11 protein-coding genes are annotated in these 19,971 nt (G+C 48.2%); 6 read left to right on the forward strand and 5 right to left on the reverse strand.

The annotated features are described in order from the left end of the window. Positions 1-32 precede the first annotated feature (32 nt). Positions 33-4,163, forward strand: coding sequence for a DNA-directed RNA polymerase subunit beta'' (locus QUA20_RS13655; RefSeq protein ID WP_333189351.1), 4,131 nt, complete (start codon positions 33-35; stop codon positions 4,161-4,163). A 307-nt stretch (positions 4,164-4,470) separates the two neighbouring features. Here QUA20_RS13655 and QUA20_RS13660 read toward each other — a convergent pair whose 3' ends face one another. Further along, complete coding sequence (locus QUA20_RS13660) at positions 4,471-4,866, reverse strand: response regulator (protein WP_172186460.1); 396 nt, start codon at positions 4,864-4,866, stop codon at positions 4,471-4,473. Between the two features lie 1,456 nt (positions 4,867-6,322). Between QUA20_RS13660 and QUA20_RS13665 the strand changes: the two genes are divergently transcribed. The 3 genes from QUA20_RS13665 to QUA20_RS13675 all read left to right on the forward strand — a co-directional run bounded on the left by QUA20_RS13665 (position 6,323) and on the right by QUA20_RS13675 (position 10,779). Next, positions 6,323-8,875: a DNA topoisomerase (ATP-hydrolyzing) gene (locus QUA20_RS13665; RefSeq protein ID WP_333189353.1), complete on the forward strand. Its 2,553-nt coding sequence runs from the start codon at positions 6,323-6,325 to the stop codon at positions 8,873-8,875. Positions 8,876-9,067: 192 nt separating this feature from the next. Continuing rightward, positions 9,068-10,504 (forward strand): ABC transporter ATP-binding protein, encoded by a 1,437-nt coding sequence (locus QUA20_RS13670; protein WP_333189416.1) that lies wholly within the window; start codon positions 9,068-9,070, stop codon positions 10,502-10,504. A gap of 122 nt (positions 10,505-10,626) precedes the next feature. Continuing rightward, positions 10,627-10,779: a chlorophyll A-B binding protein gene (locus QUA20_RS13675; RefSeq protein ID WP_172186457.1), complete on the forward strand. Its 153-nt coding sequence runs from the start codon at positions 10,627-10,629 to the stop codon at positions 10,777-10,779. 212 nt (positions 10,780-10,991) lie between these two features. Here the strand turns inward: QUA20_RS13675 and rpoD are convergent, their stop codons facing one another. From rpoD to trxB, 3 genes are all read right to left on the reverse strand, one after another. After that, positions 10,992-12,158 carry an RNA polymerase sigma factor RpoD gene (gene rpoD, locus QUA20_RS13680; protein ID WP_172186456.1) on the reverse strand — a complete coding sequence of 389 codons (1,167 nt, stop codon included), beginning with the start codon at positions 12,156-12,158 and terminating at the stop codon, positions 10,992-10,994. A gap of 1,845 nt (positions 12,159-14,003) precedes the next feature. Further along, the gene (locus QUA20_RS13685) at positions 14,004-14,888 is read right to left on the reverse strand and encodes an ABC transporter permease (protein ID WP_333189354.1); all 885 of its coding nucleotides are present in this window, start codon (positions 14,886-14,888) and stop codon (positions 14,004-14,006) included. Between the two features lie 266 nt (positions 14,889-15,154). Then, positions 15,155-16,525: a thioredoxin-disulfide reductase gene (trxB, locus tag QUA20_RS13690; protein WP_333189355.1), complete on the reverse strand. Its 1,371-nt coding sequence runs from the start codon at positions 16,523-16,525 to the stop codon at positions 15,155-15,157. A gap of 583 nt (positions 16,526-17,108) precedes the next feature. On the opposite strand from trxB, the gene QUA20_RS13695 reads away from it, so the two are divergent. Then, a complete protein-coding gene (locus QUA20_RS13695; RefSeq protein WP_333189356.1) occupies positions 17,109-18,125 on the forward strand; it encodes a methyltransferase domain-containing protein in 1,017 nt (338 codons plus the stop codon). A gap of 260 nt (positions 18,126-18,385) precedes the next feature. Further along, a complete protein-coding gene (locus QUA20_RS13700; RefSeq protein WP_333189357.1) occupies positions 18,386-18,688 on the forward strand; it encodes a helix-turn-helix transcriptional regulator in 303 nt (100 codons plus the stop codon). On the opposite strand, the gene QUA20_RS13705 is transcribed toward QUA20_RS13700, so the two are convergent. Then, a complete protein-coding gene (locus tag QUA20_RS13705; RefSeq protein ID WP_333189358.1) occupies positions 18,685-19,794 on the reverse strand; it encodes a diguanylate cyclase in 1,110 nt (369 codons plus the stop codon). The two genes, QUA20_RS13700 and QUA20_RS13705, sit on opposite strands and share 4 nt — an antisense overlap. Between the last annotated feature and the right edge of the window lie 177 nt (positions 19,795-19,971).

The raw sequence follows: 19,971 nt of genomic DNA on the forward strand, positions 1-19,971 counted from the left end.
TTACCAATTACCAATTACCACTACTCAGAAAAATGACAGAAAAGAAGGAAATTGTTTTTCGCAATCGAGTTGTTGACAAAGGTCAGCTCAAAAAATTAATCTCTTGGTCTTTCATGCACTACGGAACGGCCCGTACAGCGCAAATGGCCGATAAACTCAAAGACTTGGGTTTCCGCTTTGCCACACGAGCAGGAGTTTCGATTAGCGTAGACGATTTGCAAGTGCCCCCGTCGAAACGATCGCTCCTCGATGCAGCCGAAGAAGAAATCCGCATCACAGAACAAAAATACACCAGAGGCGAAATCACTGAAGTCGAACGCTTCCAAAAAGTAATCGATACCTGGAACAGCACCTCCGAAGACCTCAAAGACGAAGTAGTCAAAAACTTCCGAGCCACAGACCCCCTAAACTCGGTCTACATGATGGCCTTCTCCGGTGCGCGGGGGAACATTTCTCAAGTGCGCCAGCTAGTCGGAATGCGCGGATTGATGGCTGACCCGCAAGGAGAAATCATTGACTTGCCAATTAAAACCAACTTCCGCGAAGGACTCACTGTTACCGAATACATCATCTCTTCCTACGGAGCGCGCAAGGGTTTGGTAGATACGGCTTTGCGGACGGCAGACTCGGGCTATCTGACCCGCCGTTTGGTGGATGTATCCCAAGACGTAATTGTCCGGGAAGTGGACTGCGGCACCCAGCGGGGAATTCGAGTGCGGCCGATGACGGACGGAGCAACAGTGCTGATTCCCCTGAAGGACAGGCTGCTGGGGCGCGTTTTCGCCCGAGATGTGGTGCACCCTAAAACCGGGGAAATCGTGGCTTACGGCAGCGAAAAAGCCGTCCGAAATCAGCCAATTACCGAGGAGTTGGCGGGGGAAATTGGTAAATCTGGGGTGGCAGAGGTATATTTACGATCGCCCCTGACTTGCGAATCTACGCGCTCGGTTTGTCAGCACTGCTACGGCTGGAGTCTCGCCCACTTGCAAATGGTAGACATGGGAGAAGCGATCGGCATTATTGCGGCTCAGTCGATCGGGGAACCGGGAACCCAACTCACCATGCGTACCTTCCACACAGGTGGCGTATTCACCGGAGAAGTGGCGAAACAAGAACGCGCCCCCTTCCCGGGCGTAGTGAAATTCAAGAATTTGCGCACCCGCTCGTTCCGCACCAGACACGGCGAAGAAGCACTGGTGGCAGAAAACAACGGCAAACTTGTATTTGAAGGCGACGGCTTTGAAGAAGGGAAATCCGGCGCCAAAAATCAAAAACTGAAAATCGAATTGGCGATCGTCCAGGGTTCTACTCTGATGGTCAAAGACGGACAGCGCGCCATTCCCGGTCAAGTTTTGGCAGAAGTGCCGATCGTCGGTCGCGCAGCCCGCAAAACTACGGAAAAAGTGACTACGGACGTGGCTTCCGACTTAGCCGGAGAAGCCAAATTTGCTGACTTAGTGCCAGAAGAAAAAACCGACCGCCAAGGGAACACAACCCGCACAGCCAGCAAAGGCGGGCTGATTTGGATACTCTCAGGAGAAGTCTACAACTTGCCCCCCGGCGCCGAACCTGCCGTAAAAAATGGCTCTCGCATTCCCGCCGAAAGCGTAATAGCCGAAACCAAACTGATCTCCGAACACGGCGGCGTAGTCCGCATCGCTGACCCCAGAGAAATCGAAATAATCACCGCCCAAGTCCTGCTCGACCAAGCCATCGTGCGAGCCGAAAGCGCAGGCGGCCGCGACCACTACACAATCGAAACAGCTTCTAAGCAGCGGTTTTCCCTGAAGACGGCTCCCGGGAGCAAGGTGATTAACGGGGAAGTGGTGGCGGAACTGCTCGACGACAGCTACCGCACAGCGACAGGGGGCATTGTCAAGTACGGCGGGGTGGAAGTCCACAAGCGCGGCAAAGCTAAACTTGGCTACGAAGTCGTCAAAGGCGGGACTCTGCTCTGGATACCGGAAGAGTGCCACGAGGTGAATAAGGATATTTCTCTGCTGCTGGTAGAAGATGGCCAGTACGTGGAGGCGGGTACTGAGGTGGTTAAGGATATTTTCTGCCAAACCAGCGGGGCAGTGGAAATCACTCAGAAAAATGACATCCTCCGGGAAATTGTGATTAAGCCGGGGACACTCCATGTAGTTGACCGCCCGCCGCTAACTCTCGGGGAAGGTCAAATTGTCAACGCGGGTCAAGAGATTTTCCCGGGCTTGATTGCCGAAGAGTTGGGCTATGCCGAGTATATCGAAACTCCTGAGGGCCCGGCTTTGCTGCTGCGGCCTGTGGTGGAATTTCCAGTACCTGACAAGCCGCCGGTGCCTTCTCAGACGGCGCTGAATGAGTCAATCTCTTTGAAAGCGGTGCAGCGACTGCCCTATAAGGATGGGGAGCGCGTCAAATCGGTCGAGGGATTGGAACTGCTGCGGACTCAGCTTATTTTGGAAATTGGTTCCGGAGCTCCGCAATTGGCGGCGGATATCGAGCTGCTGCCGGATGAGGAAGATGCTATGGCTTTTGGGGCTGACGGTTCGGGACCGGCTTGGGGTTCGCCTGAAGATGTTAGTGCGTCGCAAGAGTTGGCGATGACTGTGGCCGATGGGGGCGATCGAGCTTCAAAAACTTTCCGCTTGCAGTTGGTGATTTTGGAATCGCTGGTAATTCGGCGGGACGTGTCTGCCGATCCGACTCAGGGCAGCACTCACACGCGGCTGTTGGTGGAGGATGGGCAGTCGATCGCGCCCGGGGCAGTAGTCGCCCGCACCGAGATTCTCTGCAAAGAAGCGGGTATCGTTCGGGGCATCCGCGAGGGACTTAACGAACCCGTGCGCCGACTGTTGGTGATGCGGGATGCGGATTCTATTTCGATCTCTGTGGCGGGTACGCCGGATGTGAGTCCAGGTCAACTGCTGGTGGCTGGTACTGAAATAGCTCCGGGGGTTGTTCTCGAAGAGTCCGGCCAAGTTGTGAAGGTTGTACCTGCGTCGGAGACAGAACCGGCGAAACTCTTGCTCAGGGTGGCTCGCCCTTACCGGGTTTCGGCCGGTGCGGTGCTGCACGTAGACGACGGCGATTTGGTGCAGCGGGGTGACAATTTGGTGATTCTGGTGTTTGAGCGGGCAAAGACTGGGGATATCATTCAGGGTTTGCCACGGATTGAGGAACTTCTCGAAGGGCGCAAGCCGAAGGAAGCCTGTATTTTAGCCAAGCGGCCGGGAACGGCTCGGGTAGTTACGGATGATGATGTTGTGGAACTTGCAGTGATTGAGGATGATGGCCGGATTGAGGAGTATCCTTTGTTGCCCGGTCAAAACCCGATCGTTTCCGACGGACAGCGCGTGGGCGTTGCCGAAGCTTTGACCGACGGGCCTGCTAACCCTCACGAAATTCTAGAGGTGTTCTTCCACGTGCTCAAGGAGCGGCAGCCTACTTTTGAGGCGGCTTTGGAGAGTTTCCAACAGGTGCAGACATTTTTGGTGAATGAGGTGCAGTCGGTTTATCAGTCTCAAGGCGTGGATATTTCTGATAAACACATCGAAGTAATCGTCCGCCAGATGACTAACAAGGTGAGGATGGAAGATGGCGGCGATACTACTATGCTCCCCGGCGAGTTGGTGGAATTGCGGCAGGTTGAGCAGGTGAATGAGGCTATGTCAATTACTGGTGGAGCGCCGGCGGATTATACTCCGGTGTTGCTGGGGATTACTAAGGCTTCGCTGAATACTGATAGCTTTATTTCTGCGGCTTCGTTCCAGGAGACAACGCGGGTATTGACTGAAGCTGCGATCGAAGGTAAGTCTGACTGGCTGCGCGGTCTGAAGGAAAATGTCATCATCGGCCGCCTGATTCCTGCGGGTACTGGGTTCAATGCCTATGAGGATGCTGGGGTTCAGGATGCGGGTTTTGATGGTGCTGTGTTTGATGACGACATCCACGATTTGCAGGAGGATGTGGTTTTGGACGATCGCACTGCACGTCGCGCTTATACGATCGAGAGCGGTTTTGAGATCGGGCGCGGGTCAGAGCTTGAGGCTGATGAGGATTTTGAGGAAGTTGAGGTTGATGACGACGATTTTGTCGCTGAGACTGAGGATGATGCCTTGGGACCTGATGCTGACGATGATGATGATATCGGTTTTGACTTCGATGAGGACGAAGACTAATAATAGTTTTGAGATTGCATGAATGAGTGAATAGCGTTGCGATCGCTGAGGAGAGGTTCCTCGCCGCAACGCACTCTTCGCTCTCATGAGTTGAAAAATCTCAAATTTTTCCTCACTCATTAAAAGTCAGAACTCGTCGCATTGTGCGATCGGGATCTCCAAAGGAAAAAGGAAGAAGGAAGAGTCAGAATTCAAGAAAACTTTGTAATTCAAGAGTTTTAATGGTTTGTTGTTTCAAACAAAAAATTCTTTCTTCCTTCTTCCTTTTTCCTTCTTCCTTCTTATTCCCACTTAATGTATGGTTCACTCAATCAGGCAGCAAAGCCTTGATCTGATCGACAAACTCTTGATGGTCTACCACAGGTTTAGAGATGTAACCATCAGCACCGCTTTGATCCAGAAATGTTTCTTTATCACCGGCCATCGCGTGAGCAGTCACCAAAATAATCGGCAGCGAGGCCGTTTGCGGGTCAGCTTTGAGCAGTTGAGTAATCTTAATGCCGTCAACAGATTTCCCCTGGTACACGCTGCGGGAAAGTGACACATCCATTAAAATCAAATCAGCTTCGCCGTTTGCAGCAATCTGCATCACCTCTTCAACATTTTCCGTGTGCTTCACGGCTAAGCCCCCCCGCTTAGTCAGAATTTTGGAAAAAACCCGAGCATTAACCAAATCGTCCTCTACAATCAGAACGGTTTTCATAAATAAATATGGGAAGTATAGAAACTTTGTGACTTTAGTCCAAAGAGGAACACGGCACGGGGAGTACATTCCCCGTCAAAAATGCAGAGTTTTTAACGCCATCAGCCGGGAACCCTGCAAAACCCGTATGTATATCTTTGATCTACTAGGTGTCAGAAGGTGTAAAGATGCCTAGAAGCATCCAGTACCATCATCATTTAGACTACTACACACAGACAGTTTAGTTGTTTTTTATAACTAGACCTGGGACTGGTGAGAGTCTCAAGATTCTCAGGTAGCAGGTTTCTAGTACAATCTTGGGCGCATGGACGATGCCTAGAAACCGGGTTCTCGATCTTTTCGGCTGGCTATAACGAAGTATTGCTACGAAAAACCCGGTTTCTGACTACCCGTGCGTCCAGGACTATAGTATCCTCTCTTTCGGTCAAGCCTCTGGCTTCTACCATTTTAGATTTTCGATGGGGAATGAGTGACTGGATATGGGTTTGGATCGCCGGTCTACTGTTGCATTCTTTTTTGAAACTGATAGGAGAGTCGGGGATGTGTGACAATTATTTTCTTTCCTGCTCTTAGAATCAAGCCGTGTTTATTCACATACTCCCGCCGCAGCATTCCGAGTAGCGAATCTAGCGGGGATTGTTGGAAATTCCTAATTCTCAGTTTTGACCGATCGAGACGGCTTAAAATATCGACGCTTCCGTTCATCAAGCGGAGGTCAGACTAGGAGATGTCGCGATGAGAGCTTTTGACTGCTGAATGCTTCAATATCGCCATTTTTGACACTCTCAGCGAGCCACCGCGACGCTCCATTCTGGAATAAGTCAAAACTTGAATTTCACTCGTAGTCCAGGCACCTCTACACGCTCAAAACAAGTACCTCTACCAAAGGTATTGCAATTGGGCTTACTTTTTTTTAATGCTTTCCGAGTCGATCGCGCTTGCCAAAATGCGCTAGGCTCTATCTTCTACCAGTGCTGATTGATAAACGCTACGGCTGTACCGAGACGAGATCGATCGGGCTTTTTTCCTGAAGAGAATATTTCTTCGCGTAGATGGTTATTTCTAATTGCAATTAAATTCTATCATAGATTGACGGGGACTAAAGTCCCTCGTGACGCTTTGCTAGGAAGGGCTAAAGCCTCATTACGTTCTGAGCTTCTGGCATTCGGTGTTCTCCTGTGAATAAACCTTCTGACGGCGGGCAGTAAATAGACAGGTAAGCGCAAATGAAGGCAACATAGAGGTTAGGGTAAGAGTGGAGAGTAAGAGGCAAGCGTTGCCCGTCTTCGGCACTCGGATTCTGCTTTCACAAGTTAAGTTTATTTTTATTCTCCAACTAGGCCGCTTCGCCGAACTTTCGGTTCGCCTGCGGCAAACGCTTTTCACTCGAGACAGGCAACCTCGGCATTATTGACAGAGGCTGTCTTCACTCAGGAATTAACGGACACAAGGACTCATGGCTAAACAACTCAACCTACTTTCCGGGCAAGTAATTTCTACGCCTCTGCACGCCGAGATGCAGCAATCGTACCTCGAATATGCCATGAGTGTGATCGTCGGGCGAGCTTTGCCTGATGTCCGCGACGGTTTAAAACCGGTTCACCGTCGAATTTTGTACGCGATGCACGAACTGGGTCTGACGCCAGACCGACCTTACCGCAAGTGCGCGCGGGTCGTTGGAGATGTTTTGGGAAAATATCACCCTCACGGCGACCAATCGGTTTACGACGCTCTGGTGCGCATGGTTCAGGAGTTTTCGAGCCGCTATCCTTTGCTGGCGGGTCACGGCAATTTCGGTTCGGTGGACAATGACCCGGCTGCTGCTATGCGCTACACGGAAACTAGGCTGGCACCGATCGCCCACGAAGCGATGCTCACGCAAGTCGGCGATGCAACTGTTGATTTTACTGGAAACTTTGACAGTTCGCAGCAGGAACCGACGGCGCTGCCTGCTCAGTTGCCGTTTTTGTTACTCAACGGCTGTACGGGCATTGCTGTGGGGATGGCAACTAATATCCCGCCGCACAATTTGGGGGAGGTGGTAGACGGTTTAATTGCTTTGATTGAAAACCCGGAACTATCGGACGAGAAGTTGATAGAACTGATTCCGGGCCCTGATTTTCCGACCGGAGGGGAAATCGTCGCTACAGAGGGCATTGTTGACGCCTACACTAAGGGTCGAGGCAGCATTGCGGTCAGGGGTGTGGCTGGAGTGGAAGAGGTGCCCGGTAATCGCAAGGTGCGCACTAAAACGGCGATCGTGGTGACGGAGTTTCCGTTTCAGGTAAATAAGGCGGCTTGGATTGAAAAGGTGGCGGAGTTGGTCAATTCCGGCCGCCTCGACGGTATTTCTGATTTGCGTGACGAGAGCGATCGCGAAGGTATTCGAGTTGTGATTGAACTCAAGCGGGAATTTACCCCTGAAGCGGTTCTGGCTCGCCTTTACCAACAAACTGACCTGCAAACAAATTTTGGCGCGATTTTGCTGGCAATTGTTAACGGTCAACCGCGACAGTTGACGCTGAGACAATTGTTGCAGGAATTTCTGGATTTCCGGGAAGTGACTCTTACCCGCCGCTACAATTACGAGTTGCAGGCTGCGGAACGCCGCTGTCATATTGTCCAAGGCTTAATGTTGGCTTTGACAAATCTCGATACAGCGATCGACATTCTCAGAAATTCTCCTGACGGCTCTACTGCTAAGCAAACTTTGCAAGTTCGCCTCAATTTGAGCGAAAGTCAAGCTGATGCTATTTTGGCGATGCCGATGCGCAGGCTGACTGGTTTGGAAAGGCAAAATTTGCAGTCTGAGTTTGATGAGTTGATGGCTAATATTCAAGAATTGCAGCGGTTGTTGAGCGACAGGCGCGAACTTTTGAAGGCTTTAAAGAAGGAATTTCGATCGCTCAAACGCAAGTACGCTGACCCCCGCCGCACTAAATTCGCCAATGGAACCGGACGCGCAGCAAACGCCGAACCACAATTTTCTGGTAAGAAAAATTCTGCGGTGAAGCAGTTGTCGCCGGCAACCATTCAGCCTAACTTATTGCCCGTTCTAGAGGCAGAGGAAACTATTGTTGAATTTTCGCACAAGCAGTACGTGCGGCGCTTGCCCGCTGGCGAACGGCCTCGCTCGAAAAGTCGCGAAAAATCGGTTTCAGCTTTAGAAAAAAATGAAGATTTTATTGTTACCGCAAAGCAGACGAAAACCGATCGCACTTTGGTCATCTTAACTCCTAACGGCAAAGCTTACCCGCTGAAAGTGGCCGATATTCCTAGTAGTAGCCCAAAAGACCGGGGAACGCCGATCGTTAGTTTGTTGTCGCCGAGTGCTACTAAAGAAAGTGCCGGTCGCGCTTTGTCGGAAATCACAGTTGCACACTTTATTTTGCCGGAAAATTCGGAAGCGGCAGATTTAGTAACTCTGACTCAGCAAGGGAAAATTAAGCGCTTGCCGATGCAGGAATTTGCTGATTTGACTAATCGCGGCGTTACTGTTGTTAAACTCAAGGAGGACGATCGGCTGCGCTGCGCGAGTCTGGGTAAAGTGGGCGAGCAAGTGGCGATCGCAACTTCAGGAGGTCGAGTCCTCCGGTTTGATATCGATGACGAACAACTGCCGCCAATGGGCCGCGCCGCCCAGGGTTCTCAAGTAACCAGGTTGCGGAAGCAGGAACAGTTGGTGGGCTGCATCACTCTCGACCCGGACGACAGTTTGGTGCTATTTTCGGAGTTGGGTTGGGCAAAACGAATGCCTGCAGGTTCTGTCAGACTTACTAACCGAGGTGAAATTGGCACTCAAGCTTTTCGTTTCTCAGAGCCTAAAGATGCTTTAGTTGGCTTGCTGCGGGCTGTTCCCGATACGGATGTCAAACTTTTAACTAATTCTGGCCGTCTACTGCGATCGGCTATTGATGCTATAGCTTTTTGGGGGAAAGATTCTGGGGGCGATCGAGTTTTTGACCTCAATCCGGGTGAAAAAATTATCAAAGTTATCAGCAGTCAATAGTCCTTAGTCATGGGTCATTCATTGTGTCATTATTCGCTGTGAGTCAATTAAAGATTGCCTTTGTTGTCTTCGAGCGTATACGTCCAATTCCATTCCCCATTAAGCCTTGTTCCCAGGCTTTGCCTGGGAATACATACCCGGAGGCTCTGCCTCCAATTCCCCAATCTAAAATCTAAAATCTAAAATTGTTTGATGGCGCAAGTTGTATTAGAAAATATCTACAAAAGTTTTCCGCTCCGCCAAGGAGAACAGGAAAAAGAAGCAAACAGCGTCGCAGAAAGTGTCTCGCCTGCGGCCGATCGCCCTTCGTCTAACAGCGTTCTGCGGCGCATTAACCTGACGGTCGAAGACGGGGAATTCATGGTGCTGGTGGGGCCTTCTGGCTGCGGAAAAAGCACTTTGCTGCGATCGATCGCCGGTTTGGAAGTTTTGACGGCCGGCAATATTTGGGTTGGCGATCGGGTGGTTAACGATTTGCCTCCTAAAAACCGAAATATCGCTATGGTATTTCAAAATTATGCTCTCTATCCTCACTTAACAGTTTACGATAATCTCGCCTTTGGATTGCGCCGCTCCGAAAGGGAGAAAGAGGAAGGAAGAAGGAAGCAGGAAGAAGGAAGAAGGAAGAAGGAAGAAGGAAGAGAGAAGAAAGTAGAAGGGATAAGGGGGAAGATACAAGGAGAAGAAGGAAGCATCCTGAAGAGAGAAAAAATTAGGAATAAGGTAGAAGAGGTTATTAATTATTTAGCTTCTAATTCTTTTAAAAATCATCTAGTTTATCCTTTGTTTGAGGACTTTTTAGGAGGAGCGACTCGAAAGCTGCCTCCGGGTTTGCGCTATTTGTCGGAACGGGAAAAGGCAGTAGGAGAACGAGTCCTGAAAGTAGCTGAATTATTGCAAATAGAATCTCTTTTAAATCGCTTGCCGAAACAACTTTCGGGAGGGCAAAAGCAGCGCGTAGCTTTGGGTAGGGCGATGGCTCGCAATCCTGAGGTGTTTTTGATGGACGAACCGCTATCGAATCTTGATGCGAAATTGAGGGCGGAAACTCGATCGCAAATTGTGCAGTTGCAGCGACAGTTGGGAACTACAACTATTTATGTGACTCACGACCAAACTGAGGCGATGACTATGGGCGATCGGATTGCTATTATGAATAGAGGTCAGCTTCAGCAAGTAGCTCAACCTCTAGAGCTTTACAACAAGCCGGCTAATTTGTTTGTTGCTGAGTTTATCGGTTCTCCGCCGATGAATTTTTTGTCGGTGGAATTTAGTGCTCCGCTGTTGATTTCTCACCCGCAATTTCGCTTTACTTTACCCGATATTTGGGCAAAAAGTTTACAACAATATGACGGGCGAGGGCTAATTTTGGGCATTCGGCCGGAACATCTGAGCATTCACCCTCCTGCTACCAAAAATCTTTCGGTACAAGTGGAAATTGTAGAGGCTTTGGGACACGAAACTTATTTGCGGGTCTGTTTGACGGATGCTCCGGCCGTGCGGATGCAAGTGCGGGTTCCGCCTGAGCGATCGATCCGAGTTGGCGAGGAGCTTTGGTTGGCCATCGCCCATGACAAAATTCACTTGTTTGACCCCGATACCGAGTTGGCTATTTTTCCTGTTAGGTAAAATCCTCAAGGTCGATCGACAGTTTTGACCGATATTAGGATTCACAAATTTGAAGTTTTTTCAAGTCACTGTTATATTAATTTACATAAGCCTTACAAAAGTTAACGAAAGGAGTTCGCACTATGCAAGAACAAAAACGCAACGCTTGGAACTGGGGCTTCAGCGAAGGAGCCGAAAATTGGAATGGTCGTTTGGCGATGATTGGTTTCTCTGCAGCTGTCATAATCGAATTGGTTTCCGGTCAAGGCCTGCTTCACTTTTGGGGCCTGATGTAATTTTCTAGTTAAGACTTTTGTGACACTGCAAAGCTTGGGAGTTCCGTAACGGACTCCCTAAATTTTGGCAGCGCGATTTGGGCAACAAATAGCCACTTGCTCCGTGCAGTTAGCAGCACAAAATTTAACAGCTATAGCCCAAACCGGGGCGGGGGGTCTCCCCCCCAAAAAAGAGTGCGAATCACTCTTTTGGGTGATGCTAGAAAATTACTCTAGCGGATATATTCTTTTAAGATACTGTTGCGGTTGGGATGGCGCAACTTCCGCAGGGCTTTAGCCTCGATTTGGCGAATCCGCTCGCGGGTGACGTTAAAGATTTGACCAATTTCCTCCAAGGTCTTCATCCGTCCGTCATCTAAGCCGTAACGCAGCCGCAGTACATCCCGTTCTCGGGGGCTGAGAGTATCCAAAACGCTTTCCAAGTCTTCCCTGAGCAAGTTTTTTGAGACTTGATCTTCTGGTGTTTCCCCGTCTGATTCAATAAAATCTCCCAGACGTGAGTCTTCCTCTTTGCCGATCGGAGTTTCTAGAGAGATGGGCAACTGTGCGGACTTAGCAATGAACCGCAACTTCTCGATCGTCATCTCCATGCGGGTAGCAATTTCTTCTTCCGTAGGCTTGCGACCCATTTCCTGAGACAGGAGTTTGGTAGTTTTCTTGATCCGCGAAATGGTTTCGTAAAGGTGAACCGGCAGGCGGATAGTGCGCGATTGGTCGGCGATTGCCCGGGTGATGGCTTGACGTATCCACCAAGTTGCGTAGGTAGAAAACTTGTAGCCTTTTTCGTGATCGAATTTTTCAGCGGCCCGGATCAGACCCAAAGAGCCTTCCTGAATCAAATCTTGGAAAGACAAACCGCGATTCATGTATTTTTTGGCGATCGACACCACCAAACGCAGGTTTGATTGCACCATTTTTTCCTTAGCCCGACGGCCGACGTGGAGTCGGTGACGGAATGCAGGGAGTGCCATATCTACAGCATTAGCCCATTCGCTGTCTTTGGGTTCGCGGTCTAACTCTTCAAGCAGTTGTTCTCGAACTCGCTCTAATTCCAGCAAATCTGCAATCTTGCGCGCTAGTTCAATCTCTTCGTCAGCTCGCAGCAGCCGAATCCGACCGATTTCTTGCAGGTAAAGACGAATAGAGTCTTCAGTATAATGCTTTTTCTTTGCCTGTGCCCGACGACGGGCTTTGGCACCTTTGCCAGATTTAGTGTCCTCCTCAGATTGAGAATCTAAGAATTCTTCTCTATCGTCTTCTTCGTCGATAAAGAGTTCCAACTCGCTCTCAGGTAGAACGCTTTCGGCGCTCCGAAGCAACTCGATAGTTTCCATTTGGGGTGTGATTGTGGTTTCGAGTACGGTGTTAGCCTGGATCATGCCGTCTTCCTCATGCTCCTGAATTAAAGAATAAATAACAGTGGAATAGTGTCTGTTTGTAGTTTAGACAAGTTAGCCAGTATTGACATTCCCGCAGGAAGAAATAGTGGGATTTTCGGTCGGCTAGCTGGATATGTTACCGAAACTGCACCAGTTTTATGAGTCAAAGTTCCAGTTATGGTTTGAAGCAGGGAGCGCATTCAATCGATCGCAGATTTTAACATCGCGACATGGGATTGAGCGTGCGGCTTTTTCTTTCGGAGCGAGTTACCACATTATCTGCGATACCTTGCCGAGAGAAGCAAACCATGAAATGCGATCGCTCGCACCTCAAAAAATACTAACTTTTTTACTCTGTACTTCGATCTTTTACCAGTACAAGTTTTCCGGCACGGAACCCTCTAACTTTTGTGTTCGATGTGTCGAACTTTTTATGCGCCTGGTGCTTTCATGATGTTGTCAGACATGACAGTTTCATGGCAAATTTTCGCCACCTTGGATGCGGGTCTGCTGGCTCAAATGCAACAGCAGAGAGTCAAAACACCAAACGGGGAGAATCGGATCTTGCAAAGACCTTTCCGATTGTAGCCTTTCTCACAAAAAATGGAAGTTGTTTTCCATTGTTTGTCAAGAACTAGGAAAACACTATCAGCTTAGCTTGACAATAGGGACTCGTGTCTAAATCTGCTAAATCCTGAGAATGGCCAGTAAAAACTTTGGCACAATCGAACGGCGCTGTTTTCTGCGCATATCTGGGTGAACGGCTGCGGCGTAGTTGGCCAGACAGTTAGCAGACAGTTTTTGACTTGCCGGAATTGGGACCAATACAATCCGTGTAGATACACCCATCATTACCCTGTTTCCCTGAATTGAATCATACGCAATGTGCGATTGAATAAAGCTCGTAGCTTTAGTTTTAAGCCGACAACTCTGGATTAGAGACCGACTCTGACCCCAAATGAAGCGTTGCGGGTTGAGTAATGCAACAGGGGCTTTCATTGTTAAGTTAGCTCAAATCTCAGAAATTGGGTTTAATTTTGACGTTAAATCACATTAAGTTCTTAACGTCACTTTCTCATTTAAGCAGTTCGACACGAGTTTGTCGCGTCAGCGGCAAAAACCACCCGGATAAATTCTACTGAGACTTAACGCAATGCGCAATGCTTGGCTGCAAACTGCTCTAAAATTTGTTGACTTCCGGCTGGCACTTGCGCGATCGCACTTTCTCACAAAAACCACAATTCGCCATCTTCCGGAAGTATAACTTCACGATTCCTTTAAATATATAGTAACAGTGTGAAGATTTAATAAAGCCCTTTAATCAATTTTAGGTAGCATTCTCGAATTGTCTTGATAATTTCAAGCAGACGGAACAAAATCCCCAGAGGGCGTTGCTGCAACTGCCTGCAGATGATAACTCCGCAAGGGAAGGAAAATTTACCCAATTAGCGATGTGCTTGCTCTTGTTGGACAAGGCATAAGCTGCTGGATGCACTTAAAGATGTGGAGCGGTAGGACGCTGGTGCAATGCTCAAAGTTTTGTTATTATTTACAGAGCGTCCTCAGAAAGCACGTATCCGGGCTTTATCCTCTACCCGCCTTTAAATTATGTGGCTTGACTGTTAGGAGATGAAGCTATCAATAAACATTTCTGCTCCGTCTCTATATTGACAACCTAAGGAAGGTTTACTAGAAAGAATTCACCTTGACAAGAGAAAAAATTAATAATTAATCGGGGCGATATTATCATTTCTTTATAGCGCGTGTTTGTAGTCAGGACTTCAATTTTTTTTGTGAATAATGACTAAAGTCCTGACTGCGAACTTAATTTAACCGCGACACAAATTACTGCTGATTCCGCAGCCGAGGGTTAACAAACTCGTTTAATCCTTCCCCCACCAAAGACAGTCCCACTACCATTAAAGTCATTGCCAAACCGGGAAACAAAGCCGTCCACCAAATGCCAGTAGGTAGCGCATCTAAAGCTAAACGCAAGTCGTGTCCCCATTCGGGAGTTGCTTCGGGAAGTCCTAATCCGAGAAATCCCAAACCTCCTAATGTTAAAATTGCATCGGCAGCGTTGAGCGCAAACAGCACCGGTACGCTCTGAATCACATTCAGAAACAGGTAGCGCGAAAGCACTGTCCAAGTGTCAGCACCCATTGCTCGCGCGGCTTCGACAAATAATTCGGTTTTGACGCTAACGGTGTGATTCCTGACAACGCGGTAGTATTGAGGGATGTAGGAAATGCTCAGGGCGATCGCAGCATTCAAAACTCCTTTCCCCACTACAAACGCTAGCGTCAGAGAAAGTAGCAGCCCCGGCAAAGTATAAATTGTATCCATTAAAAATAACAATACTCGATCGAGCTTACCGCCCAAATAACCGCTAACCAAACCCAGCGGCACACCGATAAACAAACTCAAAGCAGTGGCTAAAATTACCACTTGCCAAGCCGCCCGAGAAGCAAACAGCGTGCGGGAAAACACATCGTAGCCGCTGCGGCTAGTACCGAACCAATAATTCGCCGACGGCGGTTCGTGGATGGGGTTAATCAAAGCCTCAGTAGGATTTTGCAGCCATCCCCAAGCTTGCATAGCTGGAGACAAGGTGGCTACTAATACAAACACGGCAGTTATTGTCAAACCTGCCCACATCATTTTCATTGACAGGCTTGACGGTGAGGCACTGTTGAGAAATCGCGGCAGTCCAAGGCGGCTTTGAGCCATAATGACGATCGACCAATATAAGACTTTTAGATTTTAGTAGGACTCAGGCGAAAAAACCCGGAACACTCAAAAATCCTCTTTCTTATTCGCCAAACACTCGCGAGAAACCGGGTTTTTTCGCGGGATGCAGCTAAAAAAAAATCGGTTTCTCCCCTGCACGGGACTGGCGCGCAGGGGAGAAACCGGGTTTTTGGCAGGTAGGACGCAAGTCGAGTTTAGGTTAAATTTCCCTTGGCGAATCTCAAATCTAAAATCGATCGAATGTCCTACAAATTACTGGCAATTAACTCGCGGTACTGGCTTTTCGGCTTAACTCCTTTGAGCTCAGCTACCAAATCTTTGTCTTTGAAATACTGAATCGTCGGCGTACCAATCACGCCAGCATTTTCAGCAATGTCAGGATCTTCTTCAATGTCGATTTCCACGTAGTGGATTTTGCCCTCGAACTCATCTACTACTTTGCTCAAAATCGGCTTGAGGCTGTGACAAGGGCCGCAAGTCGGAGCGGAATATTTGACCACAATCAACCTATCGCTATCGTGGAACAACTTCCGCAAAGCATAACCTCCTTCGTGGCGCGTGTCTGTGATATCAAAGTTCTCACTGGTTTTGCGAACTTTTTGAGCTTCCGGCGCTGCTGTGGGTTGCTCGGATTCCTCGGTTTGATGGAATTCCTGCGTTAAATTGTTGACTGAGAGCCAACGTTCTGCCAGCATCGCCCCCATACAACCGCTACCGGCCGCGGTGATGGCTTGGCGAAACTCGTGGTCTTGCACGTCACCGACGGCGTAAACTCCCTCAACGCTGGTTTCTACCGAACCGTGTTTGGTAACGATATAGCCTACTTCGTCGAGTTCTAGCTGACCTTGGAAAAGTTGAGTGTTGGGAGTGTGACCGATCGCGTAAAACAATCCTTTCACCAACAAATCGCTCTCGGCGCCGGTCTCGATATTTCTAATTCTCACCCCGTCCATTTTCCCGCCCGGTTCGCCCAAGATATCCACTGCTTCGGTGTTCCAGTGCACGGTAATTTTGGGATTGCTCAGCACTCGGTCTTGCATGGCCTTGCTGGCGCGCATCCGATCGCGCCGCACCAGCATATGTACGTGAGAGCCGTATTTTGTCAAATAAATAGATTCTTCCGCTGCGGTGTCGCCCGCGCCGATGACAGCTAAATCTACTCCTTTAAAAATTGGGGTAGCGCCGTCGCAAATCGCACAGGCAGAAATGCCGTGACTCCAAAATACGTGTTCGCTAGGCAGCCCCAGCCTTTTCGCCGTCGCGCCTGTAGCGATTACTATCGTGTGGGTTTTGATTTCTCTATCTTCCGATCGCACGGTAAACGGCCGCTGGCTCAAATCCACCGAAATTACATCTTCTGTGTATAATTCGGCACCCCAACGCGCTGATTGAGCTTTCATCCGATCCATGAGTTGTGGCCCGGTGATGCCTTCGGGAAAGCCGGGAAAGTTTTCGACTTCTGTGGTGGTCATCAGTTGACCGCCGGGGACGCCTCCCGCTTGGTAGCCTTCAAACACTAAGGGTTTCAGGTTTGCCCTCCCGGCGTAGATGGCTGCGGTGTAGCCTGCGGGTCCTGAGCCGATAATCACTAAGTTTTCTACGGTTTGTTCGGTCATAGCTATTTAGTCAAACTCATAACGACTTCGTTTTACTAATTCTAGCAGAGTTTGATCGAGTTTGGTTTGATGCCATTGTGCGATCGAGCATCTGTATCTATTGTTGAGGGTCGATCGGTCTTCGGGGCAACTCCAGCTTATTTTATAAGCAAAAACAATCTAAAAGTCGATTTAGTTTTAAATGTTCGATCTATTTTGACCGCTGAAATCTTAAGCAAATCTAAAGATGACCCAAATTATTGACTTCATTCTCAATTATTTTACGTATTTACTTGCTTTGAGGCTTGTGGTACGATTTTCACAATCCAGCGGCATTATGACTAATTTAAGTTTTTGACGCTGAAAGCTTTTAAAATCGTAAAATTAACGAACTCTGCAAATGTAATAAGTACAATTGTTTATGCAAAATCCGCATTTTCTGGTTTAAGAATTGTAACGGAGATTGGGTCAATTTGACAAAATAGATGATTTGTGGTATGAAAAATGCGATCGGGGGAAATTAGAAGGAAATTTTTAACCGCTTCGGAAGCACAGGCGGGACGCCCCTGCCACGATAAACATAGAATTTTGTATTTGTGTCTGAATGGATAAAATCAAGATATTGTTTGTGTGCAGTCAGAATAAGTGGAGAAGTTTGACTGCCGAGAAAATATGCCAGAAAGTTAGCGGCTACAGCGTGCGATCGGCGGGAACGGAAAAAGGTGCAAGAATTAGAGTAACTGAGGGTCTTGTCGGTTGGGCGGATTTGATATTTGTGATGGAGAAGAAGCATGGCGATCGACTTCGCAGCAAATTTCCCGAAAGCCTCGAAGGCAAGAAAGTTATTTGCCTGCAAATTCCGGACAATTACCAATATATGGAACCGGAGTTAGTCGAGCTTTTGCAAGCGAAACTGAACCCCTATATGGAAATGCCAGATAACGAGATAAATTTTATGCAGCGAGTTTTGGAACCGGAAGTGATGGATTCCTTGGAAGAGGCGATCGAATACGATTCGATGGATTTTGCGGAGGTTAATGCTGCTTTTGCTCAGAGTGCTGCGGCGTTGGGGCCGGTTTTTGGAAACGTTTTGGATGCGGGGACGGGTACGGCGAGAATTCCGATCGCAATTTCTCAACTCCGGCCGGCATGGAAATTGACTTGCATCGATTTGTCGGCAAATATGCTGAAAGTCGGGGCAGAAAATGTGGAAAAGGCGGGCGTGCGATCGCAAATTAGTCTCGAATTAATTGATGCTAAGGCAATGCCTTACCCTGACAACTATTTTGACATGGTGATTTCCAACAGCATTATCCACCATTTGCCCGATCCGCTGCCGTTTTTGCAGGAAGTCAAGCGGGTGTTGAAGCCGCAGGGAGCAATTTTTTTGCGGGATTTGCTGCGGCCGGAAAAAGCGGAAATCAGGGATAATTTAGTCAAGCTGTATGCGGGAGATTGCAACGCGCATCAGAAACAGTTATTCAGCGATTCGTTGCAAGCGGCATTTACGCTGGATGAAGTTGAGGAGACGATCCGAAATGCCGGGTTGGATGGGTTGAGGATTTATGAATCTTCAGACAGACACTGGACGGCAGAACGTGCTTGGTGCGAGTCTTTGTAGGCACGGGACGATCGCCCGATAAAATTTTATACGCAGTATTGCATACCTTCAAGCTAAATACTTGCCCAAATCAGAGCAACTGCGGAACCTACCCACGACGCTTTTATTGTCAATTGGGAAGCAGGCGAACAATAACCTAGGAATTCAGACGCTGTTTGTCAGGCATAATCGATTCATGCTCCTTTCCAAAATTGTCTAATCAATTTATTGTTTAGTCAAGATGCTTAAGCATCTTATATAAAAAATGTGCGATCGAGGATATGCCGAAAAAGCCCGTTCCGCGACCTGAAGATGAAGAGTCGCATTTGAAGAAGCTCAGGGAAGAACTGGAGATGAGTCAGGAAGATTTGGCGCGAGAGCTTGGCGTTTCGTCGCAAACAATCAGTCGTTGGGAGTTGGGGAAGAACGTACCCACGTTCACCGTCAAGCAGATGAAAGCTTTAGAGAAATTGCTGGCTAGCATCGGCAGGTCGATCGGCGACTTGCCAGACAATCTGCGATCGAAACCATTAAACAAGCCCACGGATAAATCCGTGGCTCACTTTTTCAAATCTAAAATCTAAAATCTAAAATCTAAAATCACTCGATCGCGCCCTCGGTCTTTAGCTTGATAAAGCGCGCGGTCTGCCGCTGCAATCAAGCTTTTTTGTGCTGCGGACGATCGAGGAAACGTACTCGCTACCCCCAAACTCAGCGTCACGAGAGAACACGCCTCCGAATTAACGTGTTCGATTTCTAGTTCTTTGATCCACACTCGAATTTTCTCTGCAATCCAGACAGCTATTTCAGGCGAAGTCCGAGGCAATATCACTGCAAATTCTTCGCCTCCGTAACGGGCTACCAGAGTCTCGCCCGAAACTTCGCCTGTTGAGTAATTTACGGCTTCCAAAATAGCTTGGGCTACCTGCTGCAAGCAAGCATCTCCCGCCTGATGTCCGTAAGTATCGTTGTATTTCTTAAAAAAGTCAACATCGCATAAAATTAAAGATATTTCTGCTGCTGCTTCTCCCAATTCTTGCCATTTTTTATCTAAGTATTCGTTAAAACAGTGGCGGTTGGCAACCTGAGTTAAGCCATCTAAGTTGGCAAGGCGATACAATTCCGAATTAGCTGCTTTTAATTGAGAATTAGCTGCTTCTAGCTCGCATTTCGTGAGCGCTAAGTTGTAATAAAGTTCGCTCATAAACCAAGTAGCTTGTTGGTGGATTTGGGATAAAGCTACCCACAGTTGATGCACGTCTAACAATCGGTAAACTTGAGGTTCTAACTGCACAACAATTGGCTCGTAAAGCAGTTCAGGCGGTCGCTGCACGGCTCGCTGAGCTGCCAGGACAATTAAGGCTACTCCTGGTAAAATCAAAATATCGGTTTGAGCTATTTGATACAAAGCTATAATCGGTCTGCAAGCAAAGATATCTACTCCATAAGGGCGGCTCATGCGTTCCATAAATCGCCGACGCGATATCATCCCTAAAAATTCGCCCTTTACGGTCAAGATAACTCCCGGAAGCAGCGGGTGAGCTTGAAAAAACCGGGCTACTTCTTTGGCTAGGGATGAAGCTTCAACTTGAAAATTCAATACAGCCAGATCCTTAAGAGTAGACTCTAAAGATAAATTTTTTGGTAGTTTTTCTGGCGAGTTAGATGGCGAGATAAATTCAAAAGACACAGCGCAGATCCGAATAAATAAATAATAAAGAAGCAATAAAGCTAGTGTCAGGTATTAACTTATACTAACATTTATTTATTAGCAGTGGCTGTATTTTTGACGACACTGTTTATTTCAAGGGATAACCTGCTGCGTTAGCTTCTGCCGTGCCTGCTGCACTGCATTGATTCATCTTCA

Source organism: Microcoleus sp. Pol7_A1, assembly GCF_036701085.1.
In the GTDB taxonomy this organism is placed as follows: domain Bacteria; phylum Cyanobacteriota; class Cyanobacteriia; order Cyanobacteriales; family Microcoleaceae; genus Microcoleus; species Microcoleus asticus.